This window comes from Nocardia sp. NPDC052001, assembly GCF_040680615.1.
Lineage (GTDB): Bacteria > Actinomycetota > Actinomycetes > Mycobacteriales > Mycobacteriaceae > Nocardia.
Map to the genome: position 1 here is coordinate 545998 of NZ_JBFAXC010000004.1, position 24604 is coordinate 570601.

The window sequence follows — 24604 nt, forward strand, 5'->3', positions numbered from 1 at the left end:
ACACCTACCGGGTTCGGCCAAACCTGATACGCGGTTCCCGGCCGCGGTTACCGTTGAAATATGTCCACCCGTCTGGCATGCGTGGTGTTCGATGCGATCGAGCCCAGGAGCGTAGCCCGCTTCTGGGCCGAACTGCTAGGTTGGGAGGTGCTGGTGGACCGCCCCGGCGAGGTCGATGTGGCCGCCTCCGACCCGGATGGGCTGGATGTGGCGCTCACCTTCCTACCGGCCCGCCAGTCCAAGTCGGCGAAGAATCGCATGCACCTGGATCTGTCCAGTCGATCGCTGGATCATCAACGGGTGCAGGTGGATCGAGCGCTATCGCTGGGCGCGCGGCGGCTCGATATCGGACAGGGCACGGTGCCGTGGGCGGTGCTCGCCGATCCCGAGGGCAATGAGTTCTGCGTGCTGGAGCCGCGCGAACACTATGTGGATACCGGTGCGGTGGCGGCGATCGTGATGGATACCGAGAATCCGTTGCGGCTGGCGGAATTCTGGTCGAAGGCGTCGGGCTGGCCCGTCACCCATGACAGTGCCCGCTATGCCGGAATCCGTTCGGCCACCGGGCAGGGACCCTGGCTGGAGTTCCTACGCACGCCCGAGGCGCTGGGCGAATGCAGTCGGCTGCATCTGGATCTCATCGCTTTCCCCAGCGATGACCCCGTGGAAGAAGCCGCGCGCCTGCGCGCCGCGGGCGCCCTGCCGATCACTCCGGATACCCCGTCGGCCAATGCGCCGGCACTGGTGCTGGCCGATCCCGAAACGAACGAATTCTGTCTGCTGCAAGCAGCTTCGGGTTAGGCCGCCCCGCGTTCGTAGCGGCGGCGCTCGCGCGGTGAGAGACCGCCCCAGATACCGAAACGCTGATCATGGGCGAGGGCGTAGTCCAGGCATTGCCGCCGCACCTCGCACGAACCGCAGATGCGCTTGGCCTCGCGGGTGGACCCGCCCTTGTCCGGAAAGAAGGCTTCCGGATCGGTCTGTGTGCACAGCGCCTGCTGATGCCAGGATTCCGGTTCGAATTCGTTTTTACGAGTGATGTTTTCGAACATCGCGTCGAAATTGGTGAAAAGCATTCGCACGTCGTTCACCTCTTCATTGACAGTGTCGGCAGAAATTCGCGTTCGGGCCCGCGGGCCGCTACTCGCCCGCGACGGCGGCCAATCGAGCCTGTTCCCCGCAGTGGAATACCCGGCGGGCGTGCACCGCGGCGGGTGCTTCGGACCACGGCGCGAGCGCGGTGGTGAACATGAGTTCGCACCAGGACAGCGCGGGCACCTCACCGAGCGCGAGCGTATTGAGCAGTGACAATTCGGTATCGGAGTCGTTCCAGGCGGCGAAGAGCCATGAGGAATCGAGTCGGCCGAGAAATTCCTCGGCGTCCTCCGGTACGCCCAGCGGTGCGTCGACCGCGAGATGCACGACCGCCGCAATGGCATGCCGCATACGCGCATCCAGTCCGACACCGTCGTGCAACAGCAATCCCTCGAGCGAATCTCGCAGTGCGGCTCCATGATCGATCCGGAAGTCGCGGCGAGCGGAAGCGGTGACGTCGAACATTATTTCCTCCCTATCGAATTGACGCCTTTCCCAAAAGCGTCACGCGCTGATTTAAAAGGCCGAAAGGTCTTGTTGTCCAGTTTTGCGGGCATCTGGGGCAAACCCCTAGCAGTACTGACACTGACCAGTGTGGGTACCCGTCGGGAACAGCACCGAAGGGGGTCTGGCACTGCACGGGCAAACATTAGGGCGCGGACTGTTCCGGCCTTTACGGTCTGACCATGCCTTATGTGCGATCAGGTGCTGCCACGGTGCATTTCGTGAGCAGCGATATTCCCGGACCGACACTCGTTCTCAGCCATGGATTTCTGATGGACGAAACCATGTTCGAACCCGTGCGCGAACCTCTGGCAGCTGCCGGAATCAATCTGGTGACAATCGATGCGCGTTGTCACGGACGTACGCAGACACCCGGCGGCGAACAGTTCACCTACTGGGATATGGCCGCGGACACCTTGTCGGTGCTGGATGAATTGGGGATAGAAAAAGCGGTAATCGGGGGGATGGGTCAGGGCGGATATACCGCGCTGCGGCTGGCGTTGCTGGCGCCCGAGCGGGTGCGCGCGCTGGCGCTGATCGCCACCGGGGCCGATGCCTGCACGGCCGCCGAACTCGATTGTCAGCGCGCGTTTTTCGAGCGCTGGGCGAGCCCCGAGCCGATGGCGCCGCTGGTCGCGGAATTGGCCCCGCGGCTGATCGGCGGTACCGATCCGCGATTATGGCGGGCCTGGACCAGTCGCTGGTACAGCTGTGATCGGCAGGCCGTGCTGCCCGCGGTGCGCTGCCTGCTGGAGCGGCGTTCGCTACTGCACCGGCTACCCGAGATCGCCGCGCCCGCCCTGGTGGTCCGGGGCAGCCGGGATGAGGTCAGCACCGCGCGCGAATGCGCCACGATGGCGGCCGGGCTGGTCGGCGCGGATGGCGTGGTGACCATTCCGGGCGCCGGGCACGGCGCGGCGTGGACGCATCCGGAAGTATTGACGCCCTTGCTGATTCGCCTGGTGCGGCGGGCCACCGCACGGCGCGGGAACATGCTCGCGCAGGCCCTCGCGCACCCATGGCTGCCCGGGCGCGCGGCGGCCGGAATTCATATCGCGCGCTGAATCCGCCGGGCGCTATTCGTCCCGGGTGAGATGCGGATGACCGGAGTCGAGCTGGACGCCGGTATCCGCGCACCAGGTGGGAATGCCGAGGAAAATCTGGATCTGAGTGGGATAGGCGGCGGAGAAGACGCTGAACAACTGCACATCGATGGCGCGACAGCGGCCGGTGACATCGTCCGCGAGATGCATGATCGAATTCGGCCGCCCATACGCGGCAATACCCTCATCCCATATTTCGCGGAACAGTCCGAAGCGGCCCAGTTCGGCCAGAAAGTCCGCCGACCAGGCGGTATCGCCGGAGCTGGCAATGAGGCCGCGCAGCCAATGCACGGTGACCCGGACTTCCTCCTCCCATTCGAGCATGACTTCGCGAGCCTTGTCGTTGCTGAGATACCAGCGCAGGATATTGACGTCTTCTTCGAGACCAGGAAACGCGCGTGCGTAACTCGTGTTGCAGGCCAGCACATTCCAGCGGGTGTCGATGTAGGCGGCGAGATTGGGCTCGTGCAGATCGAGCGCGCGGCGCATGTCATCGGTGATTTCGGCGCGGAGTTGCTGTATCGAGGGGAATTCGCTGACGCCTAGACCGGCCAGGTCGAGCAGATGCCGGCGTTCCACCACGGACAGCGGGTCTATTCGGTCCAGATATCGGACCAGGGCGTCCACCACCTCGCGGGTGGGATGTCCGCGATCGCCCTTCTCCAAATGGCTGATGTAGCTGGCGCTCACGCCCGCGTTGAACGCGAGCCTTTCGCGGGATACACCCCGGGTGTCGCGCAGCTTGCGCAGCAGGAGGCCGAATGTCGGCGGTTTCAGCTCTTCGAAGTCTCTATTCGGTTTCACGCCCAGCACCACGCCGTTCCCTCTCCACAAACATTCAGCAAACCAACCTTCATCGATCCGGTACTCGCTGGTTCCGGACAGCGGGACCCGCTGTAACGCCTGCTGTGAACTGTGGCGAATCTCCCTCGACCCCCTCAGCTCTGGCTCCGGATACTGCCATATGCGATTGTTCAGAAGTTCAAAACATGATCATTTCTACTATGTGTCGGGACACAACGTGCAACTCGACGCACAGGAGCAATTGCTTAGCAAGCCTTGGAAACTGCTGTCGAGACACCACTTCCGGGGCCGCCCGAGCGATAGCCACTACGATCTTCAACCATGATCATCAGCCTGTCCGCGTACGCCTCGTGACCACCGTCGACGCGATTGTGCTGGCCGGTGGGCGAGCCAGCCGGATGGGCGGGGTCGATAAGCCCGCCATTGTGGTCGGCGGCCGATCGATGCTGGATGCGGCGCTTTCCGCGGTGTCGGACTGTGCCCGGATCGTGGTCGTCGGACCGCATCGGCCGGAGCTGGGGCCGGAAATCCTACAGGCCCAAGAGGTCCCGGCCGGGGCCGGTCCGGTGGCCGCGATCGCCGCCGGAATGGCGATGCTCGACGGTTGCGAATTCCCCGCCGAGCACATTGTGGTGCTCGCCGCGGACATGCCATTTCTCACATCCAGTGCGGTAGACGAACTACTCGCGTACGCAAGGGAATCCGGAAGTGACGCGGTATTCGCGACCGATGAATCGGGACGACCGCAGTATCTGGTCGGGGTGTGGCGGCGGTCCGCGCTCGCCGAGGCGCTGAATCGTCTTGATTCCCTGGCGAATCGGCCGATGAAGGCACTGGTGCCGATCGACACCGCCACGGTGGCGCTGGCCGGGGTGCAGGACTGCGATACGCCCGACGATGTGCGGGAGGCCCGCACGGGTGCGGGGCGGTCGGCGGTACCGGTATCCCTCGATGAGGCGCGGGAGACGCTGCGCCGGAACATATCCCGGTTGCGGGTGCGGCAGTCGGCGGTGCGCCCCGCGCGCGGGGCGGCGCTGGCCGAACCGATGCTCGCGGTCGAGGCGCTGCCGCGTTTCGATGTCAGCGCCATGGACGGGTACGCGGTGAGCGGGGACGGACCGTGGCAGTTGCGCCGCGATATCGGATTCGCGGGCGGGCAGCGGCCGGTGGGGCTGCTACCCGGTGAGGCGGTGCGCATTGCCACCGGTGCGCATGTGCCCGACGGCACCGGAACCGTGGTGCGCGATGAATTCGTGCGCGTGGCAGCCGACGGTCGACTACATCGCCTGCCGGACAGCCCGATTCGCGATGATGTGCGGCGGCGCGGCGAGGACTGGCTGCCGGGGGCCGAACTCGCGCCCGCGGGTACGCCGGTGAATACCGCGCTGATCTCGGTGGCGGCCAGTGCCGAGGTGCGCACGCTCGCGGTGCGCGGTCCGGTGCGGGTGCGAATCGTCATGACGGGCGATGAGATTCGCAGTGAGGGCCCGCTGCACACCGGGCAGACCCGCGACTCCCTCGGCCCCATCCTCCCCGATCTGCTCACCTGGTACGGCATCGACACCGTGGACCGGGTTCACCTGCGGGACACCGCGAACGCCTTCGACGAGGTGTTCGCGGCCGCCGATGATTGCGATCTGCTGGTGATCGTCGGAGCCACCGGCGGCGGCGCGGCCGATCAACTCCGCGCCGCCCTGGATCGCGCTCGATCCCGGGTACTGCTCAGCCGCCTGCGCCTGCGGCCCGGCGGCTCCACCGTCGCGGCCCAACTGGCCTCCGGCCCAGTCGTTCTCGGCCTCCCGGGTAACCCGTATGCCGCCATGGCGACGCTCTTGGCGCTCATCCACGCGGTCGTCGAGGGTCTCACGGGCGCGCTCCCCGCGCGCCCGCTGATCGGCCCACTGGCCAATGCCGCCGAAATCTCCGGCCCCGCGCCGCGAATCGTCCCCGCCCGCGCCGATCCCGCGGGCGGTTGGATCGGCGACGTGGGCATCCGCACCGCCCACCTGGCCGGACTCCTGGACCGCGACGGCCTGGTCATCGTCCCCGCCGAGGCGGCGGACAACGCACCGGTGGAGTTCATACCACTCCCACGCTGACACAGCGGATCTCAGCTGCTGAGGCCGAGGATGGCCATGAGCTGGCCGGGGTAGGCGCCGGTGTCTATGCGGCCGGTCTGGGCATAGATCTTGCGGCGGAGGCCGGTTACGGGATTGCGCAGGTGCAGGGTCCAGACATGGGGCGCGAAGGCCACGCCGCCCTCGCTCCAGGCTTGCCGGAATTTCGGGAATTCGCCGAGTTCCTGGAGCAGATCGGTGAATCCGGCGGTATCGCCGGAGCGGCCGATCAATCCGCGCAGCCACCGGACCACCTGTCGCACATCGGCTTCCCAATTCACCAGGACGCGAGTCGCCAGATCGTTGCCGAACAGCCAGCGGAGCATATTGCCGTCCTCGGTAACGCCGGGGAAGGCGTCATCCCAGCTGTCGTTCCAGGCCAGCACATTCGCCCGGACGTCGATATAGGCGGCCAGGTTGGGGCGATGCAGATCCAGTACCCGGCGCATATTCTCGGTGATGGCGCCGCACAATTGCTCCACGGTGGGCAGATCGCCCGCTCCCAGCCCTGCCAGCTCACTCAGTTGACGATGGTCGGCCGCACCGAGCGGTTCCAGTCGATCCAGATAGCGAGTAAGCGCTTCCACAACCTCGCGGGTTGGGTTACCGCGCTCGCCCTTCTCCAGATGCGTTATGTAGCTGGCGCTTACGCCCGCGTTGAATGCCAGGCGTTCGCGGGAAAGTCCGCGGCCGTCGCGTAATCGCCGCAGCAGATTTCCGAAAGTGGGCGCTTCCAGCTCCCGAGATTCATGTCCGCATGGCGCATCGGCGACCACCGCAGCTCCCTTCAGCTCGCCCGGCGCACGGCATCCCGTTCGGGATGCCACCGGGTTGCCCCCTTCGGTGGATGCTCGCATGAATCGGGCGAATTACAGGTACGCGCGACTATCCCTGTTTGTATATGTCGGTGATCCTGATGGGAATTCGGCTCATGCCCCCAGCGCCAGCCGCGGCTGCTCGGGGGCGGAGCCGGCGCTCGGCCCGTCGAACTCGACGGCACCGTATGCCGAGCGCCGCGCCCGGTCCGGATCGGGTGCGGGAACGGCCGCCAGCAGGCGGCGGGTGTAGTCGGCCGCGGGATTGCCGAAAACATCTGCCACCGGCCCGGTTTCGACCACACCGCCCTGTTTCAGCACGACCACGCGATCGGCGATCTGGTTGATCACCGCGAGATCGTGGCTGATGAACAGGCAGGCGAATCCGTATTCTTCGCGCAGATCGGTGAACAGGTCCAGCACCTGCGCCTGTACCGAAACGTCCAGGGCGCTGGTGGGTTCGTCCGCCACCAGCAGCCGGGGCGCGAGCGCGAGTGCCCGGGCCAGTGCGACGCGCTGGCGCTGGCCGCCGGAGAGTTCGGCGGGACGGCGAGTGGCGTAATCGCGGGGCAGCCGGACCGATTCCAGCAGATCGCCCACCTTGGCGCGCAGCAGCGCACCGGAGGCGGCGCGATGCACCAGCAGCGGTTCGCCGATGGAATCCTCCAGCGTGCGACGGGGATCCAGGGACGCGGTGACATCCTGATGCACCAGGGCCACGTTCTTGCGCAGGCCGCGCAGATCGCGTTTGCCCAGGCCGTTCAGCCGTACGCCCTGCAACACCACCTCGCCGCCGGCGGACGGCACCAGTCCGAGCGCGGTGCGGCCGAGAGTGCTCTTACCGGAACCGGATTCACCGACCAGCCCGATCACCTCGCGCGGCGCTACCGTCAGCGAGACATCCTGGAGCGCGCGGAATTCCTTGCGCTGGCGGCGATACACCACCGAGACATGCGAAAGGCGCAGCACCGGTTCCTCTTCCGGCGTTTCGACAGGTGCCGAGATGACGGATCGGCCGAATTGCCCGGCGCTCGCCGCCGAGGACGCGGGAAGTGACGAGATGCCGTCGGGTACCACGGCGGCCGATTCGGTGACCGGAGTCGTATCGCGCGGCGCGGGAACCGTTCCGGGGAGCACCGGGACGGCGTCCAGCAGCGTTCGCGTGTACTCCTGCTCCGGATCGGTGAAAAGCTCGCGCACGGGCCGGGTTTCGACGACCCGGCCCGCGCGCATCACCACCACGCGGTCCGCGATGGCCGCCACCACGCCGAGGTTGTGCGTGATGAACAGGATGGCGGTGCCGGTGCGGGCTTGCAGTTCCCGGAGCAGGTCCAGGATTTCGGCCTGCACGGTGACGTCCAGGGCGGTGGTCGGCTCATCGGCGATGAGCAGATCGGGTTCGCCGGACAGCGCCAGCGCGATGACCACGCGCTGTTTCTGCCCGCCGGAGAGCTGATGCGGATACCAGTCCACCCGCTTGGCCGGTTCGGGGATGTCGACCAGGCCGAGCAGTTCGATGGCGCGGGTTCTGGCCTCGGCCTTGCCGATCGACCGGTGTGCGCGCAGCGCCTGGGCGATCTGGGTGCCGATCTTCTGCACCGGGTTGAGCGCGGTCTGCGGTTCCTGGAACACCATGGCGGCGCGGGTGCCGCGCAGTGCGCGCAGTTCGGCGTCGGGGGTGCCGATGATCTCGGTGTCGCCCAGTCGAATCGAGCCTTCGGCGTGCGCGCCCTCGGGCAGCAGGCCGAGTACCGCGCGCGCGGTCAGCGATTTCCCGGATCCGGATTCACCGACCAGCGCCACCGTCTCACCGCGGCCGACCCGCACCCGCACCCCGTCGACCACGGTGCGAGTGCCGAAGCGCACCACCAGGTCCCGAATATCCAGCAGCGCCCCGGGCGCTGTCTCGTGCTCGCTCATCCGATCCTCCGGGCGCGGCCCAGGGCCTGGGCGATCAATAGGAATCCGAGGGTCAGACCGGACACCACCAGCAGCGGTCCGATGGCGAAGGCCGGGTTGGCGTCCAGATTGGCGATGGATTCGGAAATGAGTGATCCCAGTGAGGGATCCGGCGGTCGCACACCGATGCCGATGAAGCTCATCGCGCCCTCGACGAAGACCGCGAGCGACATGGACAGCGCCAGCTGCACCGAGAGCGGTTCGATCACATTGGGCAGCACATGTTTCCGCAGTGTCCACCAGGTGCCCGCGCCGATGACCTCGGCGGCCTCGACGAAGGGCTGTTCGCGCACGGCCAGGATGGCGGTGCGAATCTGCCTGCCGAAGATGGGGACCTCGGCGGCGATGATGACCACGATCACCGCCTGCACCCCCGGTCCGGTGATGGCGGACAGCGCGATGGCGAAGATGAGCGCGGGGAAGGCCAGAATCAGATCGAAGATGCGCTGGGTGATCACATCGGCGATAGTGTTGACGCTGGCCAGCAGGCCGGTCAGCGCGCCGAGCAGCGCACCGGCGGGCACCGCCACCAGGGCGATGAACAGGTCGATGCGAATGCCGTAGAGCACGCGAGTGAAGACATCGCGATTGACATTGTCGGTGCCGAGCCAGTGGTCGGCGCTGGGCCCGAGCAGGTTCGCACCCGGAATCTGCTGTAGCGGATCGTATTTCGTGAGCAGTCCGGCGGCCAGGCCCGCGAGGGCGATGATCGCGACCAGCAGGACACCCGCCAATCCCTGCCCCCGGCGCAGCGCCTGCCAGCTCGGCCGGGCCGAATTCGGTTCGCGCTCGGCGTTTTTGACCGGCGTCTCGGCGCTTTCCACCGGATTCCCGGTGCTGTCCACCGATTCGGCGAGTGCGAGGTCGCTCATGCCCGGCCTCCGATGCGAATGCGCGGATCGAGATAGGCGTGCACCACATCGGTGGTCAGCTGGATGATCACGAATACTCCCACCGAGAACAGCAGCAGCGCCTGCACCACCGGATAGTCGCGGCGATTGATGCCCTGTTCGATCAATTGCCCGATACCCGGCCAGGCGAAGGCGGCTTCGACCAGCACCGCACCGCCGAGCAGCTGCCCGGTCTGGATGCCGAGCACGGTCAGCAGCGTCGGCAGGGCGTTGCGCAGCGCGCCGCGGGTGACGATCCGCCGATGCGAAATCCCCAGTGCGCGTGCGGTGAGCACGTACGGCTTGCGCAATTCGGTGCGCAGCGATTCGGTGAGGAATCGGGTCAGCGCCGCGATCACCGGCAACGACAGGCAGATCGAGGGCAGCAGCAGATACTGCACGGCGATATCGGGTTTGGCGATGAACCCGTCCGGCGGGATGCCACCGGCGGGCAGGATCGGAATGGCGATGGCGAAGACCAGCACCAGCAGCACTCCGGTCACGAACACCGGTACCGCCACCGCGACCGTATTGATCGCCGCCACAACGGCATTGAGCCAGCGCCGGTCGAACAGCACGGCGGACACGCTCACCACCAGGCTGACCGTGATCGCCAGGAACAGCGAGAACGCGGTCAGTACAAGGGTATTGGTGAGCCCGCGCCCGACCAGATCGGAGATCTGGCCGCCGATGATGTACGACCGGCCCAGATCACCGGTGAACACCCCGTGCAGCCAGCTCAGGTATTGCGCCGGAATGGACCGGTCCAGCCCCAGCTGATGCCGGATGCTCGCGATGGTGTCGGGGGTGGCGTCCGGCCCGGCCAGGGTCTGGGCCGGATCGCCGGGCACCAGCCGCAGCAGCAGGAAGATCAGCACGGATGCGCCGAACAACACCGCCACGGCCGAAGGCACCCGGCGCAGCAGATACGCGATCATGACAGGAACGTCTCCCGCAGATCCAGTTCGCGGCGCTTGGTCCAGCCGACATTGTGCAGTTTGCGGGTGGCGGAACCCTGGGCGAGGCGGACGCCGATCTCGATCAGGAACAGGCCGTCCAGTAGCTGATCGCTCAGCGCCTGGTAGGCGCGCACCGCGTCGGGTCCGGTGCCCTGCGGCAGCTTCCAGGCATTGTCGGCCGCGGCGATATAGGCGGGCGATTCGTAGTGCGAGGCGTTCTTGCGGGCATTGAACGGGTAGGCGCTGACCGTCAGCGTGGACGGTACGAACTGCGCCCAGGAATGGTCGGTGATCCACAGACCCGGGAACTGCGCGCCGATCAGCTGTTTGACGAAGGTGGCGTATTCCGTTGGCACCAGCTCGGTTTCGATGCCGATCTCGGCGAGGTTGGCCTGCACGATCTGCGCGGTCGCCTCGTGGGTGGCGTAACCGGCACTGTAGGCCAGCGGCAGCTTCGGCGGTTTGGGCACCCCGGAGAGCGCCTGCTTGGCCTTGGACACATCGCGCTTGAACCGGGTGTTGCGGGCGTCGTCGAAGGCGGGAGAGGACTTGGGCCACGGCAGATTGGTGGCATAGCCGGAGCCGCGGAACACCTCGGCGATGACCCGGTCGCGGTCGATGGCGTACGCGATGGCCTGGCGCAGTTTCGGATCGGCGAGGGCCGGATCCTGCACGTTCGCACCGACGTACATCTGGAGTTCGGCGCCCTCGTAGTTGATGACGCGGTAGCCGTCCGTCTTGGCGAGGTTCTCGTTATCGCGGTAGGTGATGCCGTCCGCGAAGTGGATCTGACCGGACTTGAGCGCGTTCAACTGCGCCTGGTTATCGGAGATGATGGCGAATTCCACCCGGTCCAGGTACGGCCGGTCCGGCACTCGGTAGTCCGCGTTCTTCTCGAAGACCAACTGCTGGTTGGGGATTCGCTGCACGAACTTGAACGGTCCGGTGCCGACGATCTTTTCGCCGGTGCCCAGCTGATCGATGGACTCGCTGTCCAGAATGGGCGCGGTATCGAGCAGATCGAAGATATTGCCCAGCGGCTGCGAGAACGTCAGCTTGATGCGATTCGGATCGACGATGTCGTATCCGGTGATGGCGGCGGCGGTGCTCTTGAGCTGCGCGGACCATTTCGGATCCGCGTAGGTGCGCAGCGAGAACTCGACATCCTTCGCGGTGAAGGCGCGGCCGGAATGGAATTTCACATCCTTGCGCAGATCCAGGGTGATGGACTGGCCGTCCGGGGCGAGGGTCCATTTCTCGGCCAGCAGCGGTTGCGGTTCCAGTTTGTCGTGCGGGTAGCGCACCAGGGTTTCGAAGACCAGGCCCACCACGTACGGCGTGGTACCTGTATTGGTGAGGATATTCGCGGGCACCAGATCCGCGAGCACGCCGTACTTCAGGGTGCCGCCCTTGACCGGCTGGGCATTGTCGTCCCCGCCACCCTTGCTCTGGTTCACCGCGGAGGTGCAGGCGGCCAGTGCGCCGCCGCCGAAGATGGCGAGTGCGGCAACGCCGGAATTGCGCAGGAAACGACGACGATCCAGTCCGCCGGGGGACGAATTCATGGGGAAATCCTCGAGATTTGTGGCCGCGCGGACGGCGGCCGGGGTGCTGCGGACGCACCCGTGGGGACTTTTTCAGAAATGCGGAATACGCGCGGGCCGGGCGCGTCAGGCACAGGGTCGACAGCACAGCACCCGAGCGGGCCGGATGATTCCGGTGCTGGGCGTGCAGAAGCGACTGGTGTGCATGCGGCGACGCTAACAGCGGGTGAGCACTCGATCACCGGTTGTGCGCAGCGTGCGCGAAACCCTGGCCGATGCGGCGCGACCGGATCTTTGCTGAGAGAATGCCTGTTCCCCCTCATGCTCGTGGTTACGAGAACTTCGCCGGTGAAATCGGCCGCACCACCGCCGATTCGACCCCGGAGTGGATCTACCCGCCGACCGCCCCGGCCGGTGCGCCCAACATCATCGTGGTGCTGGTCGACGACATGGGTTTCAGCGATATCGGCCCGTTCGGCTCCGAGATCGACACCCCCACGCTGGATCGCATTGCCGCGAATGGTCTGCGGCTCACCAACTTCCACACCACGCCGCTGTGCTCGCCGTCGCGGGCCGCGCTGCTGACGGGCGTGAATTCGCATCGCGCCGGATTCGGTTTCGTCGCCAATGCCGATCCCGGTTATCCGGGGCTGCGGCTCGAGCTTGCCGATGATGTGCTGACGCTGCCGGAGATCCTGCGCGGCAATGGATATGCCACCTACGCGGTGGGTAAATGGCATCTGGTGCGCGATGCCACGCTGCATCCGGCCGCGAATCGCGATTCCTGGCCGACCCAGCGCGGATTCGACCGGTACTACGGGTCTTTGGAGGGCCTGAACTCCTTCTACCACCCGAATCAGCTGGTCTCGGACAGCTCACCGGTGGATGTGGAGGAGTATCCGGAGGGCTACTACCTCACCGACGATTACACCGATCGCGCCATCGGCTATATCAAGGAACTGCGCGCGCACGACGCCGATAAGCCGTTCTTCCTGTACTTCGCGCATACCGCCATGCACGGCCCGCTGCAGGCCAAGCCGGAAGACCTGGCCAAGTATCGCGGCAAATACCGGGAGGGCTGGGATCGCCTGCGACAGAGCCGATTCGCCTCCCAGCTCGCACAGGGCCTGTTCCCCGAGGGCACACAGCAGAAGCCGCGCAATACCGAGCCCGGTTATGAAGCGCAGGAATGGGATTCGCTGACGCCCGAGCAGCGGTCCCGGTTCGAGCGGTACATGGAGGTGTACGCGGGCATGGTCGACAGCATCGACCAGAGCCTGGGCCGGATCGTCGAAACCCTGGAGCAGTTCGGCGAACTCGACAATACGATCATCGTCTTCACCTCCGACAACGGCGGCACCGCCGAAGGCGGCCCGGAGGGCACCCGCACCTATTTCGCGCAATTCGCGCAGGTGGACGAGCCGGACTGGGAACGCGATGTGCCGCACGATGACGAACTCATCGGCAGCGCCAAGCTCGGCGTGCACTATCCGCGCGGCTGGGGCCAGGCGTCCAACACCCCGTTCCGTTTCTACAAGGGGCAGACCTTCGCGGGCGGCGTCCGCGTCCCGTTCCTGCTGTCCTGGCCCAAGGGCCTGCCGCGCACCGAGGACGACAACGGCATTCGCCAGGAGTACACCTACATCACCGATCTGACCCCGACGCTGCTCGAGCTCGCGGGACTGGAACGCCCGTCGGTGCGTAATGGACTGCCCGCCAAGGAATTCGACGGCATTTCGGCGATCGAGGTGCTGCGCGATCAGCGGGCCGTCTCCCGGCATATCGAACAGTATTCGGAGATGACCGGCCACCGCGGCTTCTACCGCGACGGCTGGAAACTGCTGGCCCTGGCCGAACCCGCACGCGGCGTGGACAATCCGCGCTGGCAGCTGTTCGACGTGCGCACCGATCCCACCGAATTGCACGACCTCTCCGAGCGCTTCCCGGAGAAGGTGGCCGAGCTCTCCGCCGCCTGGGACGACGCCGCCTGGCACAACACGGTTTTCCCGCTCGTCACCCGCCAGGATCTGGCCACGCGCCGCCCGGAAGAGGCGCGATTCGGCGAACGCGTCCGCATCCTGCCCGGCACCCCCACCCTGGAGCGCTACCGCTCCCAGCGCCTGATCGCCTACCGCGACTTCACGATTGCCGTCGAGGTGGCGGACTACCGGCCCGGTGACGAAGGCGTCCTGGTCGCACACGGCGACCCCCAGGGCGGCTACCTGCTCTTCGTCGAGAACGGCCACCTGTTCTTCGGCTACAACGCCTACGGCCGCTACACCACCGTCGACGCGGGGGCGATTCCCGAAGGCAGCCAGCACTTCACGGTCTCGGCGGTGGTCCGCCCGCATCTGCGCTGGGATTTCACCATCGGCATCGACGGCGTCCGCGCTGCCCACCTCCCCGACCAGGTCCAACTCGTCGGCATGGCTCCGTGGACCGGCATCTCCGTCGGCCTCGACTCCCGCGGCCCGGTCGATTGGGACCTGCGCGACCGCCGCGGCGTCTTCCGCTACACCGGCGACCTCCGCTCGGTCACCTACCGCCCGGGCGCGATCGGCGTCGATGAGGACACCCAGCGCGCACTGGATTCCGAAGCCGAACTGATCGCCGAATAGCGACCGGCAGACCGCAGGCCCGCACGTGATCGTGCGGGCCTGCGTCGTATCCGCTATTCGTCAGATGTCCTGCGTCATAACTATTTCGGGAGATCGAGCCGATCGGTGATTCCGTCCAGCAGTGCGGCCAGCGTCCAGGCCACCGGGCCTTCGGTATCGATCAAGTCCGCGAGGGTGCGGTTGTCGCGCCAGCGGGCGAAGGCCGGATACTCGCCCGTCGCGAGGGTGGGTTGCAGGAACGGGGTGGCGACCGCGTCGAGTTGGGCGTCGGTGTGCAGGCCGGTGCGGGTGCGCATGCGCATTTCCTCGGCCAGTTGCAGCGCGGTGCCGATCAGATGCCCGTCGATCGCATTGGTGATGCGGGTCATGTCATCGGCGGAGATGCCGAGCGATTCCAGCAGGGCGAAGCGGAAGTCGAAGTAGCGCAGGGCGTTCGGGCCGAAAGGGGGGCGGGTGTGCACCAGGTGACCGAACCAGAGGTGGCGCTGGATGACGGCCCAGGTGTCCAGGGATAGCCGTTCCAGGGTCACGCGCCAATGGGAAGTCGTTGGGGGCAGCGGGATTTCGGCGTAGACCGTATCGATCATGAGGTCCACCAGGCCGTCTTTGCTGCCGACGTAACGGTAGAGGGACATGGGGGTGGACGCGCCGACGGCGGTGGCCACTCGGCGCATGGTCAGCGCGGCCGCGCCTTCGGCGTCGGCGATGGTCAGCGCGGCGCGCAGGATATCGGCACGGCTCAGCGTGGTAGTCGGTCGCCCCGGGGGTTCGGGCAGCGTCCAGATCAGTTGGCCGGGTGGGGATTGGTCGTCGGTCACGGTCACCTCCTTGCGACGAATTCAACCATTCGTGTACAACGTACACATGATGTACGGCGTACACGCACCCCGGGTTCTGATTATCGGCGGCGGATTGGTCGGGCTGTGCGCCGCACTGTTCCTGCGGCAGCACGAGGTCGAGGTGACACTGGTCGAGCGGCGGGCCACCACCTCTCCCCAGCCGAAGGCGCGGCGCATAAATCTCCGGACGATGGAGCTGTTCCGCCAGCTCGGGATCGCCGACCAGGTCTTCGACGCGGCACGGGACCTGGCGAATCATCAGGCGATGGCGGCGGGGCCGACGCTCGCCGAGGCCGAGCGGCTACCGGTGATGTTTCCCGGCGGGATGCCGGATTGGGACGCGATCACCCCGGCGGGGGCGTGCCTGTGCGCACAGGATCTGCTCGAACCGGTATTGCGGGAAATCGCCGAGGCGCGCGGGGCCGATATCCGGTTCGGCGTGGAACTCATGGACTTCCGTGAACACCACGGCCGGGGCGACACCGCGCACACGAATGATCTACCGAGCGCGCCACGGGATGGCGGTCCCGGCATTCGTGCGATCGTGCGCACCGCCGGGGGCGCGATGGACACCCTCGACGCCGACTATCTGATCGCCGCGGACGGCGCGAACAGCCCGATCCGGGAGCGGCTCGGGATCACCCGCGGCGGGCGCGGCACGCTCGGCAGCGCGGTGAACGTGTACTTCCGGGCCGATCTGGGCGAGCTGGTGCGCGGGCGCGAGTTCAATCTCTGTCAGATCGAGAATGACCGCGTGCCAGGGGCTTTCGCCTCCGTCGACGGCACTCGGCGATGGATTTTCACCAGCGGCGTCGGCGTCGACCGGCCGGCGCGGGACTGGCCGGAAGCCCTGCGGGTCGCCATCGGCGTACCCGATATCGATATCGAGGTGCTGAGCGTATTGCCCTGGGAGCCCGGAATGTTCGTAGCGGACACGTTCCGCTCCGGGCGGGTTTTCCTGGCGGGGGACGCGGCGCACGTCATGCCACCCTTCGCGGCGGCCGGAGCGAATACCGGTATCGAGGACGCGCACAACCTCGCGTGGAAGCTGGCACGCGTCCTGCGGGGCAGCGCCGATCCGGCGCTACTGGACACCTATCACTCCGAGCGGCATCCCGTCGGCTGGTTCATCGCCGATCAATCGAGCATTCGCACCCTCAGTCTGCGCACCATGACCAGGGAGTCGACCGATGGCACCCCGCTGGCCGATCCGATCGCGCTGATTCTCGGAAACCGTTATCCCGCAGGCGCGTTCATCGACGACGCGAGCGCGCACACCATGACGCGGCTGGATACGAGCGGCCAGCCCGGCACGCGTATGCCGCACGCGTTCGCGAACCCGGGCCGATCGACGCTCGATCTGATCGGCAACGAGTACGTCCTGCTCACCGGACCGGCGGGCGGCGCATGGCGCGCGGCAGCCGCGCGGGCGGGCATCGACAGCTACGAGATCGACGAAAACTACTGCGTGACAGCGGGTCTCACCGCATCGGGCGCACTGCTCATCCGTCCCGATCAGATAGTCGCGTGGCGCGCACCGGAATTGCCCGCCGATCCGGCGGCGGCACTGCGCACCACCCTGGAACTCATCGACCGCGCTCGCGCGCGGCATCGACTGCCTTCGTAATGCGCTTGGCCCGCGTCTCCGGCCGCTTGGCCTCGGCGACCCCGGTGGCCAGCTCCCGCCTATTCGTATAGGACAGTCCGTCGAAGGCGTCCCGCACGCCCGCGTCCGCGAGCGCGGCGGCCAGGTCGTCGGGCACCTCGACGGTCCGTTCGGCGGTATCGCGCCGCACCGTCACGGTCACCGTATCGCCCGGTGCCTTGCCCAGCTCGGCCCGAATGCCCTTGAGAATCCCCAGGCACGGCCCGTCCCCCATGGACATGATCGATCCGGTGTACGCGATGCCGTCGAAGGTGGCGCGGACGGGATACGGCCCCCACCGCCGAGCGCCGCGATAACGTCGGCGGGAATGGGGATATACGCGCCGCCGCCGGTGGCTTCGTGGATCACGCCCTCGAATCGGTGCATGAGCGCATGCTATTCGAGGCGCTCGCGAGTACGCGGGATATTCACCAGCGATCCAATAGCAATCGGATTTCGCTTCGAACTTGTGTTAACAAATGTAAACCGCGAGAGAACCGGCCGTTTCCGAAGTATCACCGCGAGCGCCCGAAAACCCTTGTGTAGCGCGGCTATTTACCCTCCACAAGGACATTTCCGCAGGTGGGGGTGGATCACATCCCCTCACGTCGCAACCCGCCAGTGACCACCACGTTGCGCCGACCTCACAGCTCACAATGGGGGTCAGCGCATTGTGAGACAACCGTTTTGCCACCCGCCCGCACCTCTTTACAGTCGAGCCAGCAGCCCGGTTCTTCACTCTCGATAGGGGCGTCATGGCTAACCCGCACACCGGAACTTCGTCCGGCGATGCACTGCTCCGATTGGGTAAATACTTCCAGCGCGGTGAGGTCTCCGGCGATTTGCGCACCCTGCATCAGGTGGGTGGACGCGATGCCGACGAGTTCTATCGGGATCGGTGGTCGCATGACAAGGTGGTGCGGTCCACGCACGGTGTGAACTGCACCGGATCGTGCTCGTGGAAGATCTACGTCAAGGACGGCGTGATCACCTGGGAGTCGCAGCAGACGGACTACCCGTCGGTCGGCGCGGACAAGCCGGAGTACGAGCCGCGCGGCTGCCCGCGTGGTGCGTCCTTCTCCTGGTACACGTATTCGCCCGCGCGCATTCGGTATCCGTACGTGCGCGGGGTGCTGCTGGAGCTGTACCGCGATGCCAAGACGCGGCTGAAGGATCCGGTGCTGGCGTGGGAGTCCATTGTCGAGGACCCGGAGACCGCCAAGACCTACAAGTCCGCGCGCGGTAAGGGCGGCTTCGTGCGCGCCGAATGGTGGGAGGCCGCCGAGATCGCCGCCGCCGCGCATGTGCACACCATCAAGAAGTACGGCCCGGACCGGGTGGCGGGCTTCTCCCCCATTCCGGCCATGTCGATGGTCTCGCATGCGGTTGGGGCGCGGTTCATTTCGCTCATCGGCGGTTCCATGCTCTCGTTCTACGACTGGTACGCCGATCTGCCGGTGGCGTCCCCGCAGGTGTTCGGCGATCAGACCGATGTACCCGAATCCGCGGACTGGTTCGATGCCGGATACCTGATCATGTGGGGCTCCAATGTCCCGGTCACCCGCACCCCGGACGCGCACTATATGACCGAGGCGCGCTATCGCGGCCAGAAGGTCGTGGTGGTGTCCCCCGACTACGCCGACAACACCAAATTCGCCGACGAATGGGTGCCCGCACGCCCCGGCACCGATGCCGCGCTCGCCATGGCCATGGGTCACGTGGTGCTGCGAGAGTTCTTCGTGGACAAGCGAACCGAGCGTTTCGACGACTACATCAAGCGCTATACCGACCTGCCGTACCTCATCGCGCTGGACGATAAGGACGGCGTCGCGGTGCCCGGTAAATTCCTGACCGCCGCCGATCTCGGAATCACCGGGGAGAGCGTCGAATTCCAGCCGGTGCTGCTGGACGCGGACGGTAATCCGCGGGTGCCCAATGGTTCCCTGGGCCACCGCTTCACCGAGGCGGGCAAGGGCAAGTGGAACCTCGATCTCGGGGATATCGATCCCCTGCTGACCCTGCACGGCCGCACCGATGACGCTGCGGCCGTGCAGTTCCCGCGATTCGACGGGCCGTCAGCGGAGGTCCTCACCCGCGGCGTGCCGACCACCGTCATCGCGGGTAAGCGGGTGACGACGGTGTTCGATCTACTGCTGGCGCAGTACGGCGTCGCCCGCCCCGGCCTGCCCGGCAGCTGGCCGACCGGCTATGACGATCCGAGCGAGCCGTACACCCCCGCCTGGCAGGAGACCATCACCGGCGTCCCCGCCAAACAGGCCGAGCGCATCGCACGCGAATTCGCCGATAACGCGGACCGTTCCGGCGGGCGCTCGATGATCCTGATGGGCGCGGGCACCAACCACTGGTTCCACAGCGATCAGATCTACCGCGCCTTCTTCACTTTGACACTGCTCACCGGCTGCCAGGGCGTGAACGGCGGCGGCTGGGCGCATTACGTCGGCCAGGAGAAGTGCCGACCCGTAACCGGTTGGTCCACACTGGCTTTCGCCTCGGACTGGCAACGCCCGCCGCGCCAGATGCAGGGCACCGTGTTCTGGTACCTCACCAATGACCAGTGGCGGTACGACCCGTTCACCTCCGAAGCGTTCGCGTCTCCGCTGGGCAAGGGCACCTTCTCCGGGCGCACGGCGGCCGACAATATCGCGCTCGCTGCACGTTTGGGCTGGATGCCGTCCTATCCGACGCTCAATCGCAATCCCCTGGACCTGGCCGATGAGGCCGAGGCCGCGGGAAAATCCGCCGCCGACTACGTGGTCGACGGCCTCAAATCCGGTGATCTGCGCTTCGCCTGCGAGGACCCGGACGCACCGGAGAACTTCCCGCGCGTGCTGACGGTCTGGCGCGCGAATCTGCTGGGTTCCTCGGGTAAGGGCAACGAGTACTTCCACAAACACCTGCTGGGCGCGGATTCGAATCTCCAGACCGCCGAGGCCACCGGGGTGCGCCCGCAGGAACTGGAATGGCGCGAGGAAGCTCCCACCGGAAAGCTTGATCTGCTGCTCTCCCTTGACTTCCGGATGACCAGCACCACGCTGTTCTCCGATATCGTGCTGCCCGCCGCCACCTGGTACGAGAAGCATGATCTGTCCTCCACCGATATGCACCCGTTCGTGCACGCCTTCACCCCCGCCATCTCGCCGCCGTGGGAGGCGCGCACCGATTTCGAGGCGTTCCACCGCATCGCGCGCGGCTTCTCCTGGCTGGCGGAAAAACATCTGGGCGTGCGCAAGGACATCGTCGCGGTACCGCTCCAGCATGACAGCGCCGATGCACTGGCACAGGCCGGTGGCCGGGTACTGGATTGGAAGAAGGGCGAATGTGAGCCGATTCCCGGCGTCACCATGCCCAAAATCGTGGTGGTCGAACGGGATTACCCGAATGTCGCGGAGAAGATGGCGGCGCTCGGTCCACTCGTGGAGCGCATGGGCCTCACCACCAAGGGCGTCACGACGGTTCCCGACGCCGAGGTCGAGTACCTGAAGGGCATGAACGGCACCGTGGTTTCCGGTGTGGCACAGGGGCGTCCGTCCCTGGCCAAGGATATCCATGCCGCCGAGGCCATTCTGGCGCTGTCCGGCACCACCAACGGCAGGCTCGCGGTGGAGGGCTTCCACGAACTGGAGAAGCGCACCGGCACCCAACTGGCCGATCTGGCCGCCGAACACGAGGGTAAGCGAATCACGTTCGCGGACACCCAGGCTCGGCCGGTGCCGGTCATCACCTCACCGGAATGGTCCGGCAGCGAGACCGGGGGGCGCAGGTACTCGCCGTTCACCATCAATACCGAGCGGCTCAAGCCCTGGCACACCCTCACCGGGCGGCAGCACTTCTATCTCGACCACGACTGGATGATCGAACTCGGCGAACAGTTGCCGATCTACCGCCCGCCATTGGATATGACGGCGCTGTTCAGTGAGCCCGGCATCGGCAGGGTGACCGAGAATGGCGTCACCGTGCGGTATCTGACACCGCACTCCAAATGGTCCATCCACTCGGCCTATCAGGACAACCTGCATATGCTGACGCTCTCGCGCGGCGGGCAGGCCATCTGGATGTCCGAGGTAGACGCCGCCAAAATCGGTGTCGCCGACAATGATTGGATCGAGGCCGTCAACCGCAACGGCGTGGTCGTCGCCCGCGCCATCGTCTCGCACCGCATGCCCGAGGGCACCGTATTCATGTATCACGCCCAGGACCGCGCGGTGAATGTGCCGCGTATCGAGGGACCGGCCGAGAATGCCGAGGGCGCACGGGAATTCAAGGGCCGGGGCAAGCGCGGCGGTATCCACAACGCGCTCACCCGCATCATGATCAAGCCCTCGCACCTCATCGGCGGCTACGCCCAGCAGTCCTTCGCGCTGAACTACCACGGCCCCACCGGAAATCAGCGCGATGAGGTCACCACCATCCGCAAGCGCAGCCAAGAAGTGGAGTACTGATATGCGCGTCATGGCACAGCTGGCGATGGTGATGAACCTCGACAAATGCATCGGCTGTCACACCTGCTCGGTCACCTGCAAACAGGCGTGGACCAATCGCGCGGGCACCGAGTACGTGTGGTTCAACAATGTGGAAACCCGTCCGGGACAGGGGTATCCGCGCCGATACGAGGATCAGGAGAAGTGGAAGGGCGGGTGGACCCTGAACAAGAAGGGCCGTCTCACCCTCAAATCCGGGTCCCGGATGAAGCGGCTGCTCAATATCTTCGCGAACCCGGATCTGCCCACCGTGTCGGATTACTACGACCCGTGGAGCTACGACTACGACACTCTGCTGTCCGCACCGCAGATGGACACCACGCCGGTGGCGCGGCCCAAATCCCTTATTACGGGCGAGAATACGGATGTGACCTGGGGCGCGAACTGGGATGACTCGCTCGGTTCCGGCCCGGAGCAGGTCGGTAAGGACCCGCTGCTGGCCAAGCTCTCCGAACAGGTGAAGCTCGAATTCGAGCAGACCTTCATGTTCTACCTGCCGCGCATCTGCGAACACTGCCTGAACCCGTCCTGTGCGGCGGCCTGCCCGTCGGGGGCCATCTACAAGCGGTCCGAGGACGGCATCGTCCTGGTCGATCAGGACAAGTGCCGCGGCTGGCGGCAGTGCGTGAGCAGCTGCCCGTACAAGAAGATCTACTTCAACCACAAGACGGGCAAGGCGGAGAAGTGCACCTTCTGCTATCCGCGCGTGGAGGTCGGCATTCCGACGGTGTGCTCGGAAACCTGTGTGGGACGGCTGCGGTACATCGGCGTCATGCTCTACGACGCGGACGCCGTACTCGACGCCTGTTCGGTGACCGAGGACAAGGATCTGTATCCGGCGCAGCTCGGGGTGTTCCTCAATCCGCATGATCCGCGCGTGATCGCCGAGGCCGAGGCCGCCGGCATCTCCCCGGATTGGATTCAGGCGGCGCAGGATTCGCCGGTCTACCAGCTCATCGTCGACTACAAGATCGCACTGCCGCTGCATCCGGAATACCGCACCATGCCGATGGTCTGGTACGTGCCGCCGCTGTCACCGGTGGTGGATGTGCTGTCCGAGACCGGACATGACGGTGAGAACGCCTCGAACCTGTTCGGCGCGATCGACGCATTGCGAATTCCCTTGGAATACCTCGCCGAATTGTTCACCGCGGGTGAGATCGGCCCGGTCCGCGACGCACTGCAACGACTGGCGGGCATGCGCGCGTTCATGCGGTCGATCAATCTCGGGCAGGAACCCGATATGGCGATCCCGGATTCGGTGCACCTCGAACCCGAGGAGATCGAGGCCATGTACCGGCTACTCGCCATCGCCAAATACGAGCACCGCTATGTGATCCCCAACGGCGCGACATCGCGGGCGCACGAACTGGATTCGCTCGCCACCGGGTGTTCGCTCGACACCGACGGCGGGCCGGGAATGACGGCGTTCGATGTGATGGCCGAGAAGTTCCATCTCACCGACACCAATGGCGCCGCACCGGAGGAGAAGTCGACCCGGGTCAACCTGCTGAACTGGGACGGCAAGAGCGCGAACGGCCTACTGCCCACCCGCAACGGCAACGCCAACGGCACGAACGGCGACGGCACGAACGGCGACACTCCTCCCGGCGATGATCTGCCCGAACCGATTACGACGGGTGCGAGCCGATGAGCCTGCTGAAACTGCGCCGCCGCCCCGAACCCGTGGTCGCGCTCTCCGAGCGGGACCGCCATCTGGTGTGGCGGCTGGCGGCGCTGCTGCTGGACTATCCACATGAGCGCACCCTCGCCATGCTCGACGAATTGACCGGCGCCACAGCCGAATTGCCGACCACGGTGCGCCCACACCTGGAGGGCTTCCTCGATCACCTGCGCACCACCTCCCCCATCGCACTGGCCCAGCAGTATGTCGAAACCTTCGATATGCGCCGCCGCGCCAGCCTGCACCTGACCTTCTACGCCTACGGTGACACCCGCAAACGCGGTATGGCCCTGCTGCGTTTCAAGCACGCCTACCGTCAGGCTGGGGTGGAACTCGGCGATCAGGAACTCCCGGACCATCTCCCGGTACTGCTGGAATTCGCCGCCACCGTGGACCCCATCGGCGGTGAACGCCTGCTCGGCGAACACGTCCCGGTGCTGGAACTGCTGCGACTTTCGCTGTCCGACAGCGGATCTCCGTACGCGGGCATCCTGACCGCCGTCACCTGCACGCTGCCGCCGGTCACCACCGCCGATCGCCGCCGCATCGCCGAACTCGCCGCCCAGGGTCCGCCCGAGGAAGAGGTCGGCCTGGAACCCTTCGCCATGGACCCCCTGGCCTTCGCCGGATCGGAAGCCCGCCGATGACCCCCGCCCTCTGGCTGACGCTCCCCTACGTCGCCTTCACCTCCTTCGCCCTGGGCCATCTGTGGCGCTACCGCAATGACCAGTTCGGCTGGACCACCCGCTCCTCGCAGGTCTACGAATCCCGGCTGCTGCGCCTGGGCAGTCCGCTGTTCCACTTCGGCATGCTCGGCGTGATCGGCGGGCACGTGCTGGGTGTGCTCATCCCCGAGTCCTGGACCGATGCGGTCGGCATCTCCGAGCACCTGTATCACGTGGTGGCGGTCTCGGCGGGCACGGTCGCGGGCATCGCGGTGATCGCCGGCATCGCCATCCTGCTGTATCGGCGGCTCACCGTGACCGCCGTGCGCAAGGCCACCACCCGCAACGATCAGGTCATGTACGTCCTGCTCGCCGGGGCGCTCATCACCGGTCTGCTGAACACGGTCGGCAGCAACCTGCTGTGGGGCACCTACAACTACCGCGAGACCGTCTCCCCGTGGTTCCGCAGCCTGTTCTCCATCCATCCCCAGCCCGATCTCATGGTCGGCACGCCCTGGACCTTCCAGGCGCACGGGCTGATCGTGCTGACCCTGATCGGCATCTGGCCGTACACCCGCCTGGTGCACATGTTCAGCGCCCCGATCGGCTACCTCACCCGCCCGTACGTGGTCTACCGCAGCAAGGAGACCAACGCGGCCGACAAACGCCGCTTCGCCCGCGCCTGGGAAACCTCATCGCTGCCGCCGCGCTAGTTCGCGAAAACCCCCGTCGACCTGCCTTGTGACAAGCGACAAACGCGTTTCCGGGCGATCTCATTTCTATAACTCCGGCCACCAAGTAGGGTAAGGAATAGACGGTGTTGACCCGATTCATTCGGATACGGCAACCCGACACGGCCTGGGA

19 protein-coding genes are annotated in these 24604 nt (G+C 66.1%); 9 read left to right on the plus strand and 10 right to left on the minus strand.

What is annotated here, in order from left to right; translation table 11 throughout:
- Window positions 1–60: 60 nt before the first annotated feature.
- A complete protein-coding gene (locus AB0L82_RS22630) occupies window positions 61–801 on the plus strand; it encodes a VOC family protein (RefSeq protein ID WP_364639417.1) in 741 nt (246 codons plus the stop codon).
- On the opposite strand, the gene AB0L82_RS22635 is transcribed toward AB0L82_RS22630, so the two are convergent.
- A complete protein-coding gene (locus AB0L82_RS22635; protein ID WP_364640438.1) occupies window positions 798–1118 on the minus strand; it encodes a WhiB family transcriptional regulator in 321 nt (106 codons plus the stop codon). The two genes, AB0L82_RS22630 and AB0L82_RS22635, sit on opposite strands and share 4 nt — an antisense overlap.
- Window positions 1119–1140: 22 nt before the next feature.
- On the minus strand, window positions 1141–1560 hold the full coding sequence (locus AB0L82_RS22640) for a hypothetical protein (RefSeq protein WP_364639420.1): 420 nt from the start codon (window positions 1558–1560) through the stop codon (window positions 1141–1143).
- A 221-nt stretch (window positions 1561–1781) separates the two neighbouring features.
- Between AB0L82_RS22640 and AB0L82_RS22645 the strand changes: the two genes are divergently transcribed.
- The gene (locus AB0L82_RS22645) at window positions 1782–2663 is read left to right on the plus strand and encodes an alpha/beta hydrolase (protein ID WP_364639423.1); all 882 of its coding nucleotides are present in this window, start codon (window positions 1782–1784) and stop codon (window positions 2661–2663) included.
- A 12-nt stretch (window positions 2664–2675) separates the two neighbouring features.
- Here the strand turns inward: AB0L82_RS22645 and AB0L82_RS22650 are convergent, their stop codons facing one another.
- Window positions 2676–3506, minus strand: a complete 831-nt coding sequence (locus AB0L82_RS22650; RefSeq protein ID WP_364639426.1) for a helix-turn-helix transcriptional regulator — start codon at window positions 3504–3506, stop codon at window positions 2676–2678.
- Between the two features lie 350 nt (window positions 3507–3856).
- Between AB0L82_RS22650 and AB0L82_RS22655 the strand changes: the two genes are divergently transcribed.
- On the plus strand, window positions 3857–5605 hold the full coding sequence (locus AB0L82_RS22655; RefSeq protein WP_364639429.1) for an NTP transferase domain-containing protein: 1749 nt from the start codon (window positions 3857–3859) through the stop codon (window positions 5603–5605).
- Window positions 5606–5616: 11 nt separating this feature from the next.
- Here the strand turns inward: AB0L82_RS22655 and AB0L82_RS22660 are convergent, their stop codons facing one another.
- From AB0L82_RS22660 to AB0L82_RS22680, 5 genes are all read right to left on the minus strand, one after another.
- On the minus strand, window positions 5617–6399 hold the full coding sequence (locus tag AB0L82_RS22660; RefSeq protein ID WP_364639432.1) for a helix-turn-helix transcriptional regulator: 783 nt from the start codon (window positions 6397–6399) through the stop codon (window positions 5617–5619).
- A gap of 153 nt (window positions 6400–6552) precedes the next feature.
- Window positions 6553–8358 (minus strand): ABC transporter ATP-binding protein, encoded by a 1806-nt coding sequence (locus AB0L82_RS22665; protein WP_364639435.1) that lies wholly within the window; start codon window positions 8356–8358, stop codon window positions 6553–6555.
- The gene (locus AB0L82_RS22670; protein WP_364639438.1) at window positions 8355–9269 is read right to left on the minus strand and encodes an ABC transporter permease; all 915 of its coding nucleotides are present in this window, start codon (window positions 9267–9269) and stop codon (window positions 8355–8357) included. Before AB0L82_RS22670 ends, AB0L82_RS22665 begins: the two co-directional genes overlap by 4 nt.
- Window positions 9266–10225, minus strand: a complete 960-nt coding sequence (locus tag AB0L82_RS22675) for an ABC transporter permease (protein ID WP_364639441.1) — start codon at window positions 10223–10225, stop codon at window positions 9266–9268. The genes AB0L82_RS22670 and AB0L82_RS22675 overlap by 4 nt, the downstream gene beginning before the upstream one ends.
- On the minus strand, window positions 10222–11811 hold the full coding sequence (locus tag AB0L82_RS22680; RefSeq protein ID WP_364639443.1) for an ABC transporter substrate-binding protein: 1590 nt from the start codon (window positions 11809–11811) through the stop codon (window positions 10222–10224). The genes AB0L82_RS22675 and AB0L82_RS22680 overlap by 4 nt, the downstream gene beginning before the upstream one ends.
- 284 nt (window positions 11812–12095) lie before the next feature.
- Between AB0L82_RS22680 and AB0L82_RS22685 the strand changes: the two genes are divergently transcribed.
- Window positions 12096–14408: an arylsulfatase gene (locus AB0L82_RS22685; protein ID WP_364639446.1), complete on the plus strand. Its 2313-nt coding sequence runs from the start codon at window positions 12096–12098 to the stop codon at window positions 14406–14408.
- An 80-nt stretch (window positions 14409–14488) separates the two neighbouring features.
- Here AB0L82_RS22685 and AB0L82_RS22690 read toward each other — a convergent pair whose 3' ends face one another.
- Window positions 14489–15226 carry a TetR/AcrR family transcriptional regulator gene (locus tag AB0L82_RS22690; RefSeq protein WP_364639449.1) on the minus strand — a complete coding sequence of 246 codons (738 nt, stop codon included), beginning with the start codon at window positions 15224–15226 and terminating at the stop codon, window positions 14489–14491.
- A gap of 31 nt (window positions 15227–15257) precedes the next feature.
- Between AB0L82_RS22690 and AB0L82_RS22695 the strand changes: the two genes are divergently transcribed.
- Entirely contained in the window at window positions 15258–16874 is a 1617-nt protein-coding gene (locus tag AB0L82_RS22695) for an FAD-dependent monooxygenase (RefSeq protein WP_364639452.1), read from the plus strand.
- Here AB0L82_RS22695 and AB0L82_RS22700 read toward each other — a convergent pair.
- Window positions 16834–17331 (minus strand): YdeI/OmpD-associated family protein, encoded by a 498-nt coding sequence (locus AB0L82_RS22700; RefSeq protein ID WP_364640441.1) that lies wholly within the window; start codon window positions 17329–17331, stop codon window positions 16834–16836. The two genes, AB0L82_RS22695 and AB0L82_RS22700, sit on opposite strands and share 41 nt — an antisense overlap.
- A 316-nt stretch (window positions 17332–17647) precedes the next feature.
- On the opposite strand from AB0L82_RS22700, the gene AB0L82_RS22705 reads away from it, so the two are divergent.
- The 4 genes from AB0L82_RS22705 to narI are packed head-to-tail and all read left to right on the plus strand — an operon-like array spanning window position 17648 to window position 24453.
- Window positions 17648–21352, plus strand: a complete 3705-nt coding sequence (locus AB0L82_RS22705) for a nitrate reductase subunit alpha (RefSeq protein WP_364639455.1) — start codon at window positions 17648–17650, stop codon at window positions 21350–21352.
- A 10-nt stretch (window positions 21353–21362) separates the two neighbouring features.
- Window positions 21363–23045 (plus strand): nitrate reductase subunit beta, encoded by a 1683-nt coding sequence (gene narH / locus AB0L82_RS22710; protein WP_364640444.1) that lies wholly within the window; start codon window positions 21363–21365, stop codon window positions 23043–23045.
- Window positions 23042–23722: a nitrate reductase molybdenum cofactor assembly chaperone gene (gene narJ / locus AB0L82_RS22715; RefSeq protein ID WP_364639458.1), complete on the plus strand. Its 681-nt coding sequence runs from the start codon at window positions 23042–23044 to the stop codon at window positions 23720–23722. The genes narH and narJ overlap by 4 nt, the downstream gene beginning before the upstream one ends.
- A complete protein-coding gene (gene narI, locus AB0L82_RS22720; RefSeq protein ID WP_364639461.1) occupies window positions 23719–24453 on the plus strand; it encodes a respiratory nitrate reductase subunit gamma in 735 nt (244 codons plus the stop codon). The genes narJ and narI overlap by 4 nt, the downstream gene beginning before the upstream one ends.
- Window positions 24454–24604: the final 151 nt, after the last annotated feature.